The sequence below is a fragment of the Streptomyces sp. NPDC056061 genome (assembly GCF_042266885.1).
GTDB lineage: Bacteria > Actinomycetota > Actinomycetes > Streptomycetales > Streptomycetaceae > Streptomyces.
This window is the reverse complement of record NZ_JBHJWQ010000017.1, coordinates 48,546-64,497: the sequence shown is the minus strand read 5'-3', so window position 1 is coordinate 64,497 and position 15,952 is coordinate 48,546. Positions and strand designations below refer to the sequence as shown.

The following is a 15,952-nucleotide window of genomic DNA, read 5'->3' as shown; positions in this document are numbered from 1 at the left end:
CCCGGCCGGGGAGCCCCCCGACGGTTCACAGCGAGGCCGCGAGCTCCGTGCCCCGGCGGATCGCGCGCTTGGCGTCCAGCTCGGCGGCCACGTCGGCGCCGCCGATCAGATGCGCCGGGCGGCCCGCGGCGAGCAGCTCCGCGTACAGCTCGCGGCGAGGTTCCTGTCCCGCGCACACCACCACCGTGTCGACCGGCAGGAGAAGCGGCCGGCCGTCGACCGTGAGGTGCAGCCCCTCGTCGTCGATCCGGTCGTAGCGGGCACCCGCGATCATGTTCACGCCGCGTCGGCGCAACTCGGTGCGGTGGATCCAGCCGGTCGTCCTCCCCAGCCCGGCACCGACCTTGCCGTCCTTGCGCTGAATCAGGTGGACCGTGCGCGCCGCCCGCGGGCGCTCCGGGGCACGAAGACCGCCCCGCTCGCGGTAGTCGGTGTCCACGCCCCACTGCCGGAAGAACACCTCGGGGTCGAGGCTCGCGCCGTCGCCCGGATCGGTGAGGAACTCGGCGACGTCGAAGCCGATCCCGCCCGCCCCGATGATCGCCACCCGATCGCCCGCCCGTGCCCCGTCCCGCAGGACGTCGAGGTAGCCGACCACGCTGGGATGGTCCAGGCCCGGTATCGCGGGAGCGCGAGGCGTGACACCCGTGGCGAGGACCACCTCGTCGAAGTCCGCGAGCAGCTCCGCCGTGGCCGACGTGCCGAGCCGCAGTTCGACTCGTTCCTCCGCCAGCCGCGTCCGGAAGTGACGCAGCGTCTCGTCGAACTCCTGCTTGCCCGGAACCCTGCGTGCCACGTTCAGCTGCCCGCCGATCTCCTCGGCGGCGTCGAACAGGGTCACCCGGTGCCCGCGTCCGGCCGCCGTCACGGCGCAGGCCAGGCCGGCGGGCCCGGCGCCCACGACCGCCACCCGCTTGACGGTCCGGGTCGGCGACAGGACGAGTTCGGTCTCGTGGCAGGCGCGCGGGTTGACCAGACAGGAGGTCACCCGGCCGTCGAAGACATGGTCCAGGCATGCCTGGTTGCAGCCGATGCAGGTGTTGATCGCGTCGGCCCGCCCCGCGGCGGCCTTGGCGACGAAGTCGGGGTCGGCGAGGAACGGCCGGGCCATCGACACCAGGTCGGCCCGGCCCGAGGCGAGGATCTCCTCGGCGAGCTCCGGCGTGTTGACACGGTTGCTCGTGACCAGGGGGACGGAGACGGCGCCGCGCACCCGTTCGGTGACCCAGGTGTAGGCGCCGCGCGGCACGGATGTGGCGATGGTGGGGATCCGTGCCTCGTGCCAGCCGATCCCGGTGTTGATGATCGTCGCTCCGGCCGACTCGATCGCGCGCGCGAGGTGCACGACCTCCTCCAGCGAGGAGCCCCCGGGAACCAGGTCCAGCATCGAGAGCCGGTAGATCAGGATGAAGTCGTCGCCGACCCGTTCGCGGACCCGGCGCACGATCTCGACCGGGAAGCGGATGCGGTTCTCGTACGAGCCGCCCCAGCGGTCCGTGCGGTGGTTGGTGGCCGCGACGACGAACTCGTTGATCAGATAGCCCTCGGAGCCCATGATCTCGACGCCGTCGTACCCGGCGTGCCGCGCGAGCGCCGCGGCCCTGACGAAGTCCTCGACGGTCTCCTCGACCTCGTCGTCCGTGAGCGCGTGCGGCGTGAAGGCGCTGATGGGCGCCCGGAGCGCGCTCGGCGCCACCAGGTCGGGATGGTGCGCGTACCGGCCGAAGTGCAGGATCTGCATGGCGATCCGGCCGCCCGCCGCGTGCACGGCCGAGGTGATCTCGGCGTGCTGCGCGGCCTCCGCCTCGGTGGTCATCCTGGCCCCGCCGGGCTGCGAGCAGCCCCGGGCGTTCGGGGCGATGCCGCCGGTGACGATCAGGCCGGCACCGCCCCGGGCGCGTTCCGCATAGAAGGCGGCCATCCGCTCGAAACCGCTCTCGGCCTCCTCCAGGCCGATGTGCATCGACCCCATCAGCACACGGTTCGGCAGGGTGGTGAAGCCCAGGTCGAGCGGACTCAGCAGATTCGGATACGGGCTCATGCGAACTCCTCGCGCGGTGTCGTCGAGCCAGTTGTAGACCACCGGAACGCCATTGTGCAACAAGTTGCATAATGGCGTTCGTCGCAGGGCGCCGGGTGTTCCGTCCCTCGGACGGCGCAGCATCGGGACACGTCGGCGGCGCGTGCCACGGAGAGTGGGGAAGGGATCCGGGGCGCCCCGCCCCGGTGATCCGGCCCACCGGCCGGGCTTCCCGCCCCCCCGAAACCCGCGGAGACCCCCATGGCCCGTCCCGACCGGCGTGATCTCGGCCTGCTCGCCCTGCGCGTGGGCACCGGTGCGGTACTCGCCGCGCACGGCAGCCAGAAGCTGGCCGGCCGGTTCGGCGGCGGGGGCATCGAAGGCACGACGGCCGCGATGGAGGCCATGGGCTTTCATCCGCCGAGGCACAGCGCGGTCGCCGCCGGGCTCGGTGAGGCGGGCGGAGGCGCGCTGCTGGCCCTCGGTCTCGCGACTCCCGCGGCCGGCGCGGCCGCGGCCGGGGCCATGGCGGGGGCCGTCGCCGTCCACGCACCCGCCGGGTTCTTCGCGCAGGGCGGCGGCTACGAGTACCCGGCGTTCCTCGGGTTCACCGCCGCGGCGATCGGCCTGGCCGGACCGGGCCGGTACTCCGTCGACCACCTCACCCGACACTGCTTCGACCGGCCCTGGACAGTGGCCCTGGCCTTCGCGGGCAGTGCGCTCGCCGCGGCGGCCGTCGTCGGCAGACGGGCCAGGGGACGCCGGGTCGTGGTCGACCCCGACGCGACCTGACGCCCGCCGGGGCGCCGGAGGCGGGGCCGGGCGGTACCCGGGGCGGGCACCGCCCGGTCCCGGGTCGCTACTTGCGGAACGTCAGCGACGCGGTGCGGGAGGCGTTCCCGTACGCGTCGACGGCGACGACCCGTGCCACGTACCGCTTGCCCGCGACCGCACCCGGGACCGGGATGTCGAGCGTGTTGGGACGGGGCATGAAGGAGTAGTCCGAGAGGACCTTGGACGAGACGACCGAGGCGCCCGAGGACGCGTCGGTGATGTCGACGGTGTAGTGGTGCACCATCTGGTCGTCCTCCGCCTGCGCGATCCGCAGTGCCGTGCCGCCCTTCGCGTCGTGGACCCGGGACAACGGCTGACGGGTGGTGAACCTCGGCGCCACGGTGTTGCGTTCGGCGTCCGTGTAGCGGAAGTTCTTCTTGATCTGCTCGTTCGTCGAGCCCTTCAGGCGCACCGTCCAGGTGTCGCCGCCCAGGGTGCCGGCGCTGGCGTACGGCGGCTGTCAGTTGGCGGACCACTGGCCACCGGTGTAGATGTCGTGCTTGTCCGCGGCCATGTTCACCCGCGCGATCTCCGTGCGGTTCTTGTAGACCTCCACGAAGAGTGCCTGGGCGGTCGGCGTCTCGAAGCGGTCGGCGAGACCGTCGTCGGTCACCATCTGGTAGCCGTGGTCGACCTCGACGTAGCTCATCGAACCGTCGTTGACCGACGTGAAGTCGCGCTGGTGGATCGAACGGTCGTCGTTGATGTTCAGGTGGGAGTGGCCGGAGAACAGGACGACCTGCGGGAAGGCGCTCAGGTCCGCGGCGAGGCCCGGGTTCGACGCCTGCTGGCCGTCCATGGTGGTGTTCGTGGTGGGCCGGTGTCCCTGCACCAGGACCGGCTTGCCCGCGTACGCCGGGTCGGAGGTGACCTCGGCGAGGCGCTTCTTCAGCCAGGCGCGCTGGGCGGTGTCGGAGTCGTAGGTCTCGGTGTTGACCGTGAAGAGGTGAACACCCTTCACGTCGGACTCGTAGTAGCCGCCGCCCGAATCGGGGAACCACTGCCCGGGGTATCCGGCGCGTATCGCAGCCGGGCTCGCGTCGTGGTTGCCGTTGGAGATCAGCAACTGGGTCTTCTTCATGCCCTTGCGTGCGAGGTTGGCCTGGAGATCTCGGAGACGATCCGGTGGTCGGGGCCCTTGCCGTCGCCGTTGTCGTTGATCATGTCGCCGTTGGACAGGATCGCGTCCGGCTGCGGGAAGACCGACCCGATCGTGTCGAAGAAGCTCTCGTACTTCTTGTCGGCGGTCGCGTGGCTGCCCACGTGCACGTCGGACATGACGACGAGACGGGCCAGCGGCTTCTCGCGGGTCCTGATCAGGTAGCCGTACGACACCGGGACGCTGCTCCGATTGCCGTGGAAGGCCACCGCAGTGACGTTGGTGTCCTCGGTGATCCGCAGCGGGCGGCCGGGTGAGTGGGCGCGGCTGTCCCGGGTCGGGGTCGTGCCGTCCAGCGTGTAGCGGACGGTGGTCCCGCGCTCGGCCCGGAACTTCAGCTCGACGGGGTGTTCGTAGCGTCCGCCCGGAACGCTGACACCGGGGGCGGCGGGGGTGGCGGTGCCGGGGGAGTGGGCTTGCGCGGCGGCCGGGGCGACGAGTGCGGCGGATGTCGCGGCGATCACGAGAGCGGTGAGTCTCACGGGGGTCCCTGTTCTCTTCTCCGTGGTCCGGGAGTTTCCTCCCGGACCGTCTGCCGGTCGCATAACGAAACGGCAACCGGTCTGAACCAGGGACGTTAGATGCCGCACGTCGGACATGGGTGCGGACCGGTCGAATTCCGGGTGAAGCGATCATGAATGTCTGGGCGGGGCGGCCCCCGCTCGTCCCGGCCGCCCCGCCCACGCCGTCCGGAGGCCGCCCCGCCGGGCCCCCGGCCTCCCGGCCCCGTCCCGCTTCAGCCCGCGGCGACCGCGTAGCCGTCGGCCGTCCAGCCGCCGTCGCTGACCACCACCTGGCCGGTGATGTTCGCGGACACCTCGGAGGACAGGAAGAGGGCGAGTTGCGCGATGTCGCCGGGGCTGCCGAGCCGACCGCGCGGCGTACGGCGGCGCAGTGCTTCGGTGTCCAGCCGCCCTTCGGCGGACAACTGGGCGACCAGGTCGGTCTCGACGTACCCGGGTGCCAGCGCGTTGGCCCGGATGCCGAACGGTGCCCACTCGACGGCCAGCACCCTGGTGAGCGCGGCAACGGCGGACTTGGTCGCGCAGTACGCCGCCCGTTCGGGGCCGGCCGTCACCCCGTACATCGACGAGGTGGTGAGAACGACACCTCCGTCGCCCTCGCGCATGATGCGGGCGGCCGCGCGGGCGCAGACGAAGACGCCCGTGAGGTTGACGTCCAGCGCGGTGTTCCAGCGGTCCAGGCCGAGGTCGAGGGAGGGGGCGTTGGCGGACACCCCGGCGTTGCAGACCATGACGGACAGTTCGCCCGTCCGCGCGACGAAGCCGGTGAGTGCCGCCGTCACGGCGTCCTCGTCGCTCACCGGGGCCGCAGCGGTCGCGATCACCCGGTCCGGCCGGCCGGCCGCCAGTCCGGGGCGCACCCGGTCCAGTTCATCGCCGTCGATGTCCATCAGCAGCACGTGGCATCCCGCGCGCGCGTACGCCTCGGCCATCGCCAGGCCCAGGCCGCGCGCGGCGCCGGTGACACACACCGATCTGCCGCGCAGGTCGGGATAGATGGCCGGTTCTGTCGTCATGTTCCGTTCGCTCCTTGTCGCGTGCGCTCCGCCGGATGTCGTGCTGCCCGGTCAGGCCATGTGCATGCCGCCGTTGACGTGGATGACCTCGCCCTGCACGAAGCTCGCGGCGGGCGAGCAGAGGAAGGCGACGACGGAGGCGACCTCCTCGGGCCTGCCCAGGCGGCCCAGCGGGGTGGTGGCGAGTGCGGTGTCGCCCCGGTCGGCGACGTAGCCGCGGGTCATGGGGGTCTCGATGATTCCGGGCGAGACCATGTTGATCCGCGCCCGGGAGCCGAGTTCCCAGGCGAGGCTTCGGGAGAAGGCGAGCAGGGCGCCCTTGGTCGCCGCGTAGTGCGCGTGCCGGATGCTGCCGCGGTGCCCAGCCATGGACGTCAGGTTGACGATGCTGCCGCCCTCGTTGAGGTGGGGAAGGACGGCGCGGGTGAGGAAGAATACGCCGTCGAGGTTGACCGAGACGACGGTGTGCCATTGCTCGTCGGTCATGTCGGCGACCGCCTGCTCGGGGTAGATCCCGGCGGCGGGAACGAGGAAGTCGACTGAGCCGAACGCCTCGACCGCGGCCGCGACGAAGGCGTTGTTGCTCTCCGAGGAGGCCGCGTCCAGCGTGCGGGTGAGGACGGTCGCGCCGGTGGGATCGAGCGTCGCGGCGAACTCCTCCAGGGCCCCGGCGTTCAGGTCGCCGAGCACCAGGTTGGCGCCCGCGGCGTGGAACTGGCGGGCCACCTCGCGGGCGATGCCGCCGCCCGCGCCGGACAGGAGAAGGGTCCTTCCCTCGAAGGGGCGGAGGTCAGCCTGCGAAGTCCGCTGCGTCTGCTGTGTGGTCGGTGTCATGGTCGTCCTCGGTGAACAGTTCGGGATGTTGGGCCAGTTCCAGCCGCGTGCGGCGGATGTGACCGGTGAGAAAACGTTCGGCGTCGACGGTGTCGCGCCGCTTGATCGCCTCGATGAGCAGGCGGTGTTCGGCGTGGATCAGTTCCCAGCCGCTGTCGCCCGCGAGCCGGGCGAAGGCACGCCGGTAGTGCTGGGTGGTGTTCCAGAACCGGTCGACCATGGTGGTGATCTGGTCGACCCGGCATCCGGCGTAGGTGAGCAGGTGCAGACGGCGGTCGAGGGCCAGGAAGCGGTCCACGTCGGTGGTGAGCTCGATCTGCCGCGCGATCGTCTCCAGTTCGATGACCTGTTCGTCGGTCAGATGCGGAATGCTCTCGCTCAGGGCGAGCGGTTCCAGGCGTTCGCGGATCTTGTAGACGCCCTCGCACTCCGCCATGTCCATCCTGGAGACCCAGGCGCCGCTGTTGGACTTCACGACGGTCAGGCCCTCGGCCGCCAGTATCCGCAGGGCCTCACGCACCGGGAGCCGACTGGCGCCGAGCTGGGCGGCGACCTGCTCCTGCATGATCCGTGCGCCGGGGCGCAGTTCACCGCTCAGGATCGCGGCCCGCAGATGGTCCGCGACGCGCTGGCTGGCGACGGCGGCGCTGTTCGCGGACCCGTTGGATTTGGACGTGCGGGCTCCGGCGGCCGGCTTCGGTGACATGGTTCTCCCTGGTCGGATGGTGCGACGGTGGCGCGTTTCAGACGGAAGGCTGCCACAGCAGCACCGGTGAGCCGGCTTCGTACCGCTTCCCGCCGGGGTAGGAGACCAGCTCCAGCTGCATCCCCCAGGGAGTGAGGAAGTAGACCCACCGCTGACCCTCGCTCGGGCCCGAACTGGCGGTGGGTTCGCCCATGATCCGCACGCCGTGGTGCCGCAGGTGCGCCACGGCGGCGTCGAGGTCGGTCACGTAGAAGGCGAGATGGTGACCGCCGACGTCGCTGTTGCGCGGCGGGTTCTGCTCCTGCCCCGGGGCCTCGTACTCGAAGATCTCGAAGTTCGGGCCGCCGGCGCAGCGGAAGAAGCGCAGCTCGCGCATGACGGCGCGCGGGTGGACGCCGAGGTGGTCATGCATCCAGGTGTCGTCGGAGCGGAACGGGCCGAGCGAGTAGACGTGCTCGCAGCCGATCACCTCGACGAAGAAGCGGGTCGCCTCCTCCAGGTCCGGAACGGTGAAGCCGATGTGCTCGACTCCGGCCAGGCCGGGAAGCCCCCGCTCCCGCTCGCCTTTCGAATGGATCCATTTCTCCACCATGTCTCTCACACTGCGCCGCGATGAGGCAGGTAGTCAATGCATATGTCGGAAACTTGAATGTAACGTTCCGGTAACGGGGTATTGGCTATGGATCCATTCGCTGCGACAGTGCTCACCGAATCACACAGGAGAGTGCTCATGCCCACACACCGGAAACTGGCCCCCGCGTCACCCTGGACCGAGGTGACGGCGACCAAGAGGGACTGGCACGGCGCCGACCCGCAGCTGTTGACGTCGATGTTCACCCAGACCCTGCTGATCAGAACCTTCGAGGAGTACGTCCTCGAACTCGCGGGCCAGGGACTCGTGCACGGACCGGCACACTCCAGCATCGGCCAGGAGGGCGGCGCCGTCGGCTCCGTGCTGCCGCTGACCGGCGCCGACTTCGTCGGCGGCTCGCACCGGGGACACCACCAGTTCCTCGCCAAGGCGCTGGGATACGTCGCCCCCGGCGGCATCGACCTGCGCCGGCCCGTCGATGACGAGGTGCGCACCGTGCTGTCGCGCAGCCTCGCCGAGATCTGCGGGCTGGCCAGGGGCTTCTGCCGGGGGCGGGGCGGATCCATGCACCTGCAGTGGGCCGAGGCCGGAGCCATGGGCACCAACGCGATCGTCGGCGGCGGCGTGCCGCAGGCCGCCGGGTTCGCCTGGTCGGCGCGGCAGGCCGGCACCGATGCCGTCTCGGTCACCTACTTCGGGGACGGCGCCGTCAACATCGGTTCGGTCCTGGAGACGATGAACCTCGCCGCGGCCTGGAAGCTGCCGGTCTGCTTCTTCATCGAGAACAACAAGTACGCCGTCTCCACCCACGTGGACGAGGCGACGGCCGAACCCCGGCTCTCGGCACGCGGCCTCGGCTTCAACATCCCGAGCTGGCGCGTGGACGGAATGGATCCGCTCGCCGTGTACCTGGCGATGAGCGAGGCCGTGGACCACATGCGGGACGGTAAGGGCCCCACCGTCGTCGAGGCCGAGGTCTACCGCTTCTTCCACCAGAACGGGCCGTTCCCGGGCAGCGCCTTCGGCTACCGCACCAAGGACGAGGAGAAGGAATGGCGGGCCCGGGACCCGCTGGCCCTGGTCTCCTGGCAGCTCGTCGAGAACGGCGTCCTCGGCGCGGACGAGATCGAGGAGTGCACCGCCCGCGCCAAGGCGCTCATGGCCGCCGTCGGCGACGAACTCCTGGAGCCCGACCCCGACGGCAGGCCCGGCACCCGCCGGATCAGGCCCGCCGAGTGGCCCGACCCCTCGTTCCGCGACGTCGGCGTGCGCGGCGACCTCAGCGAGTTCGACGGCGTGCGCGTCGCCGACACCGCCGCCGACGCCGGACCGGACGCCGTCCGTGGCCGCGTGGAACAGCGCAAGTTCATCGACATCGTCGCCGAGGTCATGAGCCGCCGCATGGCCGAGGACGACTCGGTCGTCGTCATGGGCGAGGACGTGCACCGCCTCAAGGGCGGCACCAACGGCGCGACCAAGGGCCTTGCCGAAGCCCACCCGGACCGGGTCCTGGGCACCCCCATCAGCGAGAACGCCTTCGCCGGACTCGCCGGTGGCATCGCGCTCGACGGTCGGTACAAGCCGGTCGTGGAGTTCATGTACGCCGACTTCATGTGGGTGGCCGCCGACCAGATCTTCAACCAGATCGGCAAGGCCCGGCACATGTTCGGCGGCGACGGGCAGGGGACCGGCGTCCCCCTCGTCCTGCGCAGCAAGGTCGCCATGGGCACCGGCTACGGCTCCCAGCACTCCATGGACCCGGCGGGCGTCTTCGCCACGGCCCCCGGCTGGCGGATCGTCGCACCCTCCACGCCCCTCGACTACGTGGGCCTCATGAACAGTGCGCTGACCTGCAAGGACCCGGTCGTCGTACTGGAACACACCGACCTGTACAACTCGGTCGGCCCCGGCCCGGTCGACGACTTCGACTACTGCCTGCCCGTGGGCAGGGCCGCCGTACGCCGCACCGGGTCGAAGATCACCATCGTGACGTACCTGGCGATGACCAACTACGTCCTGGACGCCGTCGAGCAGCTGGGCCTGGACGCCGAGGTCATCGACCTGCGGTGGCTGGACCGCGCCAGCCTCGACTGGGACACCCTCGGCGAGAGCATCCGCAAGACCAACAACGTGCTCATCGCCGAACAGGGCCCCGTCGGCACCTCGTACGGCGGCTGGCTCGCCGACGAGATCCAGCGTCGCTGGTTCGACTGGCTCGACCAGCCCGTCCAGCGGGTCCACGCGGGCGAGTCCTCGCCCAGCATCAGCAAGGTGCTGGAGCGGGCGGCCATCGCGCGGACGGAAGAGGTCGTGGACGAGCTCCGCCGGGTCACCGGGAACTGACCCTCCCCCCACGAGAGAACACCCAGGAGGGTTGATCATGGCAGAACTGTTCCGAATGCCCGCCGTGGCCGCCGACGCGGACGCCGCGGTGCTGTCCGCCTGGCAGGTGGCGGAGGGCGCGACGTTCACCAAGGACGACGCGCTGGTCTCCATCGAGACGGACAAGGCGGAGGTGGACGTCGCCGCAGACCGGGACGGCGTGCTGCTCAAGACGCTCTACGAGCCCGGCGTGGAGATCGAGGTCGGCGACCCGATCGCGGTCCTCGGTGCCGTCGGCGAGCAGGCCGGTGACCTCGACGCCCTGCTCGCGGAGCTCGGCGTCGCCGTGGCCGCGCCCGGCGCCGCCCCGCAGGCGGTGCGCCGCGACGTGCCCGAGGAGCCGGCCGCGCAGGCCGCCCCGGCCCCGTCGTCGGCGTCCGCCGGCACCGCGGATCGCGGCGGTCGCGTCTTCAGCAGCCCGCTGGCCCGCAGGCTGGCCCGGGAGGCGGACCTCGATATCGAGACCCTCACCGGCACCGGCCCCGGCGGCCGCATCGTCCGGCGCGACGTCGAGGCCGCGGTCGCGGCCGGTCGCACGCGGCGGACGACGCCGCCCCCGGCGCCTCCGGCAGCGGCCCCCGCACCGCAGGCACCCGTGCCCGCACCGCAGGCGTCCGTTGCCGCCGACGAATCCGGTGATCACGAGGACATCCCGCACAGCCGGATGCGCCGGGCCATCGCCAGGCGACTTACCGAGAGCAAGCAGAACACCCCGCACTTCTACCTGCGGGCGACCTGCGCCGTGGACGAACTGCTCGCGCTGCGACAGCGGATCAACGCCGTCAGCCCGGTCAAGGTCTCGGTCAACGACCTGCTGGTCAAGGCCGTCGCCACGGCACACACCCACGTGCCGGAGATGAACGCGATCTGGCGCCAGGACGCCGTCCGCAGGTTCACCGCGGTCGACGTGTCGGTCGCCGTCGCCACCGAAACGGGCCTGGTGACCCCGGTCCTGCGCGGCGTGGAGAACCTGTCGGTGTCGGCGATCGCCGCCCGGACCCGCGAGGTCGCGGACCGGGCGCGATCCGGGGCGCTGCACCCCGCCGACCTGGAGGGCGGCTCGATCACCGTCTCCAACCTCGGCATGTACGGGGTCGAGGAATTCGCCGCCATCATCAACCCGCCGCAGGCCGCGATCCTGGCCGTCGGCGCCGCACGCGACGAGGCGGTGGTCCGCGACGGCGCGGTCACCGTGGCCAAGGTGCTCGGTGTGGTCCTGTCCGTGGACCACCGTCCGGTGGACGGCGCCATCGCGGCACGCTGGCTCGCGGCCCTCACCGAGGCCGTGGAGAACCCCGTCCGGCTCGTCGTCTGAACCCATCCGGTGACCGGCGGCCCGCGGCGTCATCGCCGCGGGCCGCCGGGCCCCGCCCCCTCGGCCGCAGCCCGCGCCCGTCGGCTGCCAGAGCACCCTTGAGGACACCGATGTCTTTGATCCGCGGTTCCCGCACCCCAGGTGCGGACACACCACACGCAACCCCGCGCGATGCGCTCGGCGAGCTCGACCACCGCAATATGCGGCGGCTGATGCCGCTGCTGCTGGCCGCCTACATCATGTCGTTCTTGGACCGGACCAATATTGGCCTGGCCAAGGAGCGCCTGGAGGTAGATCTCGGCATCTCCGCCGCCGCCTACGGCCTGGGCGCGGGGCTGTTCTTCCTCACCTACGCCGCCTCCGAGGTGCCCAGCAACCTGATCATGTACCGGGTGGGCGCCCGCTGGTGGATCACCCGGATCATGCTGACCTGGGGCGTCATCTCCGCCTGCATGGCCTTCGTGCAGGGCGAGAAGTCCTTCTACGCCATGCGCCTGCTGCTCGGCGCGGCCGAGGCCGGACTGCTCCCCGGCATCCTGCTCTACTTCACGTACTGGTTCCGGTCCGAGACCCGCGGCAAGGCCATCGGGCTGCTCCTGCTCGGCGCCTCCATCGCCAGCGTCGTCGGCAACCCGCTGGGCGGACTGCTCATGGAGATGGACGGGATCGGCGGCTGGCACGGCTGGCAGTGGATGTTCGTGATCGAGGGGGTTCCCTGCCTCTTCCTGGCCGTCGCCATCTTCAAGTTCCTGCCGGACGGACCGGCCGAGGCGCCGTGGCTGTCGGCCGAGGAGGCCCGGCTCGTCCAGGACGCCGTCACCCGCGAGCAGACCGAGGGCGCCCAGGCCGCCGGAAACGACTCCGGCTCGCTGCTGACCGTGCTGCGCGACAAGCAGATGCTGCTGGCCATCTTCGCCAACTGGACGCACCAGGTCGCCCTGTACTCCGTCGTCTACTTCCTGCCCGGCATCATCGGCGGCTGGGGCCACCTCTCCCCGTTCACCATCGGCCTGCTCACCGGGCTGCCCTGGCTCACCGCTGCCGTCGGCGCCATCCTCGTGCCGCCGCGGGCCACCACGCCCCGCCGCTCCCGCAATTTCGTGGTGGTCGGCCTGCTGATGATGTTCACCGGCCTGATCGTCGCCGCCGTCGCCGGCCCCGTCATCGCCCTGCTCGGCTTCTGCTTCACCGGTCTGGCGTTCTTCGTCGTCCAGCCCCTGCTGTTCAACTTCCCGGCCACCCGCCTCGCGGGCAAGACCCTCGCGGGCGGCCTGGCGCTGCTCAACACGATCGGCATCACCGGTGGCTTCGTCGGCCCGTACATCATGGGCTACGCCGAGGACGCCACCGGCAACCACCTCTCCGGGCTGTGGGTCTCCATCGTCCTGCTGGCGCTGGGCGCGCTGGCGGCCACGAGGCTGCGCTTCTCCCCGAAGTCCTGAGGCACTCCCGGGTCCGGACCGCGCCACGGTCCGGACCCGGACGCACGTCGTGGCCCCCGCGGAAGACATCGGCGCCGAGAGCGTTTCGGGAACCCGCGCGTGCCGGATGACGTGAGGGAGCCGCCGCCAGGCCCAGCAGCGCCGGCCCAGGTTCGTCACCCCCATGGTCGTGATCAGCGAGCGTCCGGCCGAAGCCGAGGACCGGGCGGTCCCCGGCCACTGAGGGCGACTTGATCATCGGCAAGGACGGCAAGTCGGCCATCGGCACCCCGGTCGAGCGCGCCACCCGCTACGTCATGCTCCTGCACCTGCCCGCAGACCACGGCGCCGAAAGCGTCCGGGACGCTCTGGCCGACACGGTCCAGACCCTGCCCGCCCACCTTCGACAGTCCCTAACCTGGGACCAGGGATCAGAGATGGGCGCCCACGGCGCCTTCACCGTCGCCACCGACGTCCCGGTCTACTTCTGCGACCCGGCCAGCCCCTGGCAACGCGGCTCGAACGAAAACACCAACGGCCTGCTGCGCCAGTACTTTCCCAAAGGCACCGACCTGTCCGTCCACACCCGCGAGCACCTCGACGCGGTCGCTGCCGAGCTGAACGGCCGCCCACGCAATACGCTCGGCTGGGAAACCCCAGCCGAGCGCCTGCATAAACTACTCGCGGCCTGATCAAACCGACCACGTGTTGCGACGATCCCTAGAAACCGCCACGAGTGCCCGCCCCTCGCGGTTCCCGGCGTTCCCCGTGCGTCACGGCCGGCTCCGGCCCACCGCTCGTGCCCGCGGTCCGTCCGGGAGGACGTACGTCCTCAGCCCATGGCGTTCTCCGCCTGCGCACTGAGGGTGGACGGTCCCTGCCGGGCGTCCTTGCAGTAGGGGACGGTCCCGGTCAGGTCGGCGTACCGGGCGGAGATCCATGCCGCCTTGTTGCGCAGCAGGTACCAGACGTCATTGCCCGCCGTGTCCTGCGCCCGGACCTTGCAGCGCACGCCCACCTGATCCCGGTAGTGGAGAGTGCCCACCACCGACGAGTCCGTGCTGGGGTACTGCCGCTCGTTCAGGCCCGTGGGGCTGACCACCGTGGCGTAGGGCTTGGCCGGAACGAGCGGGGCCGCGGCGGCGAGCGGCGCGGCACCGAGTACCACGGCGGCGGCTGCCCCGGAGGCCGCGGCGACGTGCCGAACACGCATTGCCCACATCCATGACATGGCTGTTCCTCCAGATCGAGGTCGTGACTGGTGGCCGTATCCCACCACCGCGGAGGGCCGCCGCCCGGCACACCGCGCCAAGGGAGCGGAAAGCTTGCCGGAACGGGTGAAGACCCTACGCACGTGGACGACATGTGCCCGACCGGTTCTCGGCACGGTGCGTGCCGTTGAGGCGGAGGACTCGTCACGCACACGAGGACGAGCGGCTCGTCGCGGACGTGTCCGCCATGCCCGCGGGGCGTCGGCGACGCACGGTCCGCTCCGAGGCGCCGGACCCCGGGGTCGGACGCATCGGTTGTCGCACCAGCCATGACCAGTGAACCCGTGCGTACCGCTCCGTTAGCATGTTCGAACTCGTCACGGGTGCCCCCATCGCCCGTCCTTCACCGGAAGGCCACGCAATTCGGTACGAGGGGCGACCTGTTCAGTCAAAACCTAACAAATCGGCCAGTTAATTGATATCTAAAGTGTCGCGGGTGTCTTCGCGAATAAACGTAAGAGCTGCGCTCGCCGCCTGGCGTACGCCACGGGCGATGCTGTGGACCGCGACGGCTGTGGTGGCCCTCGGATTCCTTGTCGCGCTGGAGATCGCCGCGCGCCACTACGGCCTGCCGGGGCCGATCGCCAACCAGGCGAAGGAAGTGGTGGTCGCCCCCAAATCGGGATTCCTGCTGTACGCCAGCATGGCGCTGATGATGGTGGTGCTCACCTGGAAGCAGCGGTTCATCGCGACCGGTGTCGCGATCGGAATCGACCTCGTCTTCCTGCTCGTGCGATGGGTGGCGGGCATCGAGGTGACCGAGGGGCATCCCTTCGGGAACGGCGCCCTGTGGGTGATTCTGGGCTGCGCGGTCATCGCGGTCACGCACCGCACGGGCCGGGAACGCGTACTGCTGCTGAAGGGCGTGGGGCTGGGACTGCTCCTGGTGGCGGGCCGCAAGACCGGTGACACCTGGCTGCTCATCACGTCGAAGACCCGCCCGATGGTGCTCGACCAGTACGTGGCGACCGCCGATCACGCGCTGGGCAACCCGTCGTGGGTGGCGGGGCGGATCGTCGAGGCCGGCGGGCCGGTCGTCAACCACATCCTGCACTTCGTCTACGGCCAACTCGCGGTGGCCGCAGTCATCTTCGCGCTGTACCAGCTGCGCCACGTTGCGGCCGAGCGGCGCTTCCCCAGCCACCATCTGGTGCGCACCTTCTTGGTCATCGGCCTCCTCGGACCGGGCATCTACATGATCTACCCGGTGGTCGGGCCGATCCTCGCCTACGGCCCCGACGGCGGGCACTGGGCGCTGGCCGACATATGGCCGGGCACACCGCCGCCGTTGAACCCCCCGCATTCGATGCCGTTCGACGAGATCACCCCGCGCAACTGCATGCCCAGCCTGCACACGGCGTGGGCCACCGCGATATTCATTCATTCCCGCAAGGGGCCACGGCTTCTGCGCTTCGCCGGTACGTTCTGGCTGATCGCCACGCTCGGTGCAACGCTGGGATTCGGCTACCACTACGGTGCGGATCTCGTTGCCGGTGTGGTGTTCACGCTCACCATCGAGGCGGCACTGCGCTCGCTCGAACGTGGCTGGGACCGGTCGGGAACCCAACTGGTCGCCTACGGCGCGACGGTGTTCGCCCTGCTCCTGGCGTCCTACCGCTACCTGCCGACGGAGATGGCCAGGTATCCGTGGGTGTTCGGACCGCTTCTGATTCTCGCGATGGTCTCAGTGATCTACTGCTATGTACGGACCATCAGGCGGTGGGAGCGGAAGGAAGCACCGGTGCTCGAACCGGAACCTCAACTCGAACGCGTGTGAGTCGCATCGCGCCGGTACGTGAGCGAGTTCCGGGCACGACCCGGGGCGATCGCAACGGCCGCCCCGGTCCCCGGGACCGCCGCGGTCTGCTTCCCCGTCCC

Annotated in this window: 14 protein-coding genes and 1 pseudogene; 6 read left to right on the top strand and 9 right to left on the bottom strand. The window is 70.7% G+C overall.

Features of this window, described 5'->3' with window-relative positions:
- Positions 1-25: 25 nt before the first annotated feature.
- Complete coding sequence (locus ACFC79_RS23290; protein WP_376243023.1) at positions 26-2,041, bottom strand: FAD-dependent oxidoreductase; 2,016 nt, start codon at positions 2,039-2,041, stop codon at positions 26-28.
- A 240-nt stretch (positions 2,042-2,281) separates the two neighbouring features.
- On the opposite strand from ACFC79_RS23290, the gene ACFC79_RS23285 reads away from it, so the two are divergent.
- Complete coding sequence (locus ACFC79_RS23285; protein WP_376243021.1) at positions 2,282-2,812, top strand: DoxX family protein; 531 nt, start codon at positions 2,282-2,284, stop codon at positions 2,810-2,812.
- 67 nt (positions 2,813-2,879) lie between these two features.
- Here ACFC79_RS23285 and ACFC79_RS23280 read toward each other — a convergent pair whose 3' ends face one another.
- From ACFC79_RS23280 to ACFC79_RS23250, 7 genes are all read right to left on the bottom strand, one after another.
- On the bottom strand, positions 2,880-3,266 hold the full coding sequence (locus tag ACFC79_RS23280) for a hypothetical protein (RefSeq protein ID WP_376243019.1): 387 nt from the start codon (positions 3,264-3,266) through the stop codon (positions 2,880-2,882).
- 48 nt (positions 3,267-3,314) lie between these two features.
- Positions 3,315-3,935 (bottom strand): metallophosphoesterase family protein, encoded by a 621-nt coding sequence (locus tag ACFC79_RS23275; protein WP_376243017.1) that lies wholly within the window; start codon positions 3,933-3,935, stop codon positions 3,315-3,317.
- Entirely contained in the window at positions 3,932-4,495 is a 564-nt protein-coding gene (locus tag ACFC79_RS23270; RefSeq protein WP_376243015.1) for a chitobiase/beta-hexosaminidase C-terminal domain-containing protein, read from the bottom strand. The genes ACFC79_RS23275 and ACFC79_RS23270 overlap by 4 nt, the downstream gene beginning before the upstream one ends.
- Positions 4,496-4,749: 254 nt before the next feature.
- Positions 4,750-5,553, bottom strand: a complete 804-nt coding sequence (locus tag ACFC79_RS23265) for an SDR family NAD(P)-dependent oxidoreductase (RefSeq protein WP_376243013.1) — start codon at positions 5,551-5,553, stop codon at positions 4,750-4,752.
- Between the two features lie 51 nt (positions 5,554-5,604).
- Positions 5,605-6,387 carry an SDR family NAD(P)-dependent oxidoreductase gene (locus ACFC79_RS23260; RefSeq protein WP_376243011.1) on the bottom strand — a complete coding sequence of 261 codons (783 nt, stop codon included), beginning with the start codon at positions 6,385-6,387 and terminating at the stop codon, positions 5,605-5,607.
- Positions 6,344-7,093 carry a GntR family transcriptional regulator gene (locus ACFC79_RS23255; RefSeq protein ID WP_376243009.1) on the bottom strand — a complete coding sequence of 250 codons (750 nt, stop codon included), beginning with the start codon at positions 7,091-7,093 and terminating at the stop codon, positions 6,344-6,346. The genes ACFC79_RS23260 and ACFC79_RS23255 overlap by 44 nt, the downstream gene beginning before the upstream one ends.
- Positions 7,094-7,130: 37 nt before the next feature.
- A complete protein-coding gene (locus ACFC79_RS23250; protein ID WP_376243007.1) occupies positions 7,131-7,685 on the bottom strand; it encodes a VOC family protein in 555 nt (184 codons plus the stop codon).
- Between the two features lie 138 nt (positions 7,686-7,823).
- Between ACFC79_RS23250 and ACFC79_RS23245 the strand changes: the two genes are divergently transcribed.
- The 4 genes and pseudogenes from ACFC79_RS23245 to ACFC79_RS23230 form a co-directional block, all read left to right on the top strand.
- Complete coding sequence (locus ACFC79_RS23245; RefSeq protein WP_376243005.1) at positions 7,824-10,028, top strand: thiamine pyrophosphate-dependent enzyme; 2,205 nt, start codon at positions 7,824-7,826, stop codon at positions 10,026-10,028.
- A 37-nt stretch (positions 10,029-10,065) separates the two neighbouring features.
- Positions 10,066-11,382 carry a dihydrolipoamide acetyltransferase family protein gene (locus ACFC79_RS23240; protein WP_376243003.1) on the top strand — a complete coding sequence of 439 codons (1,317 nt, stop codon included), beginning with the start codon at positions 10,066-10,068 and terminating at the stop codon, positions 11,380-11,382.
- A gap of 110 nt (positions 11,383-11,492) precedes the next feature.
- On the top strand, positions 11,493-12,824 hold the full coding sequence (locus ACFC79_RS23235) for an MFS transporter (protein ID WP_376243001.1): 1,332 nt from the start codon (positions 11,493-11,495) through the stop codon (positions 12,822-12,824).
- A 124-nt stretch (positions 12,825-12,948) separates the two neighbouring features.
- Positions 12,949-13,495 (top strand): annotated as a pseudogene (locus ACFC79_RS23230) (IS30 family transposase); the annotation flags it as partial.
- A 140-nt stretch (positions 13,496-13,635) separates the two neighbouring features.
- On the opposite strand, the gene ACFC79_RS23225 reads toward ACFC79_RS23230, so the two are convergent.
- Positions 13,636-14,016, bottom strand: coding sequence for an SH3 domain-containing protein (locus tag ACFC79_RS23225; RefSeq protein WP_376242999.1), 381 nt, complete (start codon positions 14,014-14,016; stop codon positions 13,636-13,638).
- Positions 14,017-14,567: 551 nt separating this feature from the next.
- Between ACFC79_RS23225 and ACFC79_RS23220 the strand changes: the two genes are divergently transcribed.
- Positions 14,568-15,851, top strand: coding sequence for a phosphatase PAP2 family protein (locus tag ACFC79_RS23220; RefSeq protein WP_376242997.1), 1,284 nt, complete (start codon positions 14,568-14,570; stop codon positions 15,849-15,851).
- Positions 15,852-15,952 lie beyond the last annotated feature (101 nt).

Bases quoted from the DNA above. Each gene is read 5' to 3' on its own strand.
- ACFC79_RS23240 (WP_376243003.1), top strand. From the start codon at position 10,066: ATGGCAGAACTGTTCCGAATGCCCGCCGTGGCCGCCGACGCGGACGCC.
- ACFC79_RS23225 (WP_376242999.1), bottom strand. From the start codon at position 14,016: ATGCGTGTTCGGCACGTCGCCGCGGCCTCCGGGGCAGCCGCCGCCGTG.
- ACFC79_RS23255 (WP_376243009.1), bottom strand. From the start codon at position 7,093: ATGTCACCGAAGCCGGCCGCCGGAGCCCGCACGTCCAAATCCAACGGG.
- ACFC79_RS23260 (WP_376243011.1), bottom strand. From the start codon at position 6,387: ATGACACCGACCACACAGCAGACGCAGCGGACTTCGCAGGCTGACCTC.
- ACFC79_RS23290 (WP_376243023.1), bottom strand. From the start codon at position 2,041: ATGAGCCCGTATCCGAATCTGCTGAGTCCGCTCGACCTGGGCTTCACC.
- ACFC79_RS23235 (WP_376243001.1), top strand. From the start codon at position 11,493: ATGTCTTTGATCCGCGGTTCCCGCACCCCAGGTGCGGACACACCACAC.
- ACFC79_RS23275 (WP_376243017.1), bottom strand. From the start codon at position 3,935: ATGAAGAAGACCCAGTTGCTGATCTCCAACGGCAACCACGACGCGAGC.
- ACFC79_RS23265 (WP_376243013.1), bottom strand. From the start codon at position 5,553: ATGACGACAGAACCGGCCATCTATCCCGACCTGCGCGGCAGATCGGTG.
- ACFC79_RS23245 (WP_376243005.1), top strand. From the start codon at position 7,824: ATGCCCACACACCGGAAACTGGCCCCCGCGTCACCCTGGACCGAGGTG.
- ACFC79_RS23220 (WP_376242997.1), top strand. From the start codon at position 14,568: ATGCTGTGGACCGCGACGGCTGTGGTGGCCCTCGGATTCCTTGTCGCG.
- ACFC79_RS23285 (WP_376243021.1), top strand. From the start codon at position 2,282: ATGGCCCGTCCCGACCGGCGTGATCTCGGCCTGCTCGCCCTGCGCGTG.
- ACFC79_RS23250 (WP_376243007.1), bottom strand. From the start codon at position 7,685: ATGGTGGAGAAATGGATCCATTCGAAAGGCGAGCGGGAGCGGGGGCTT.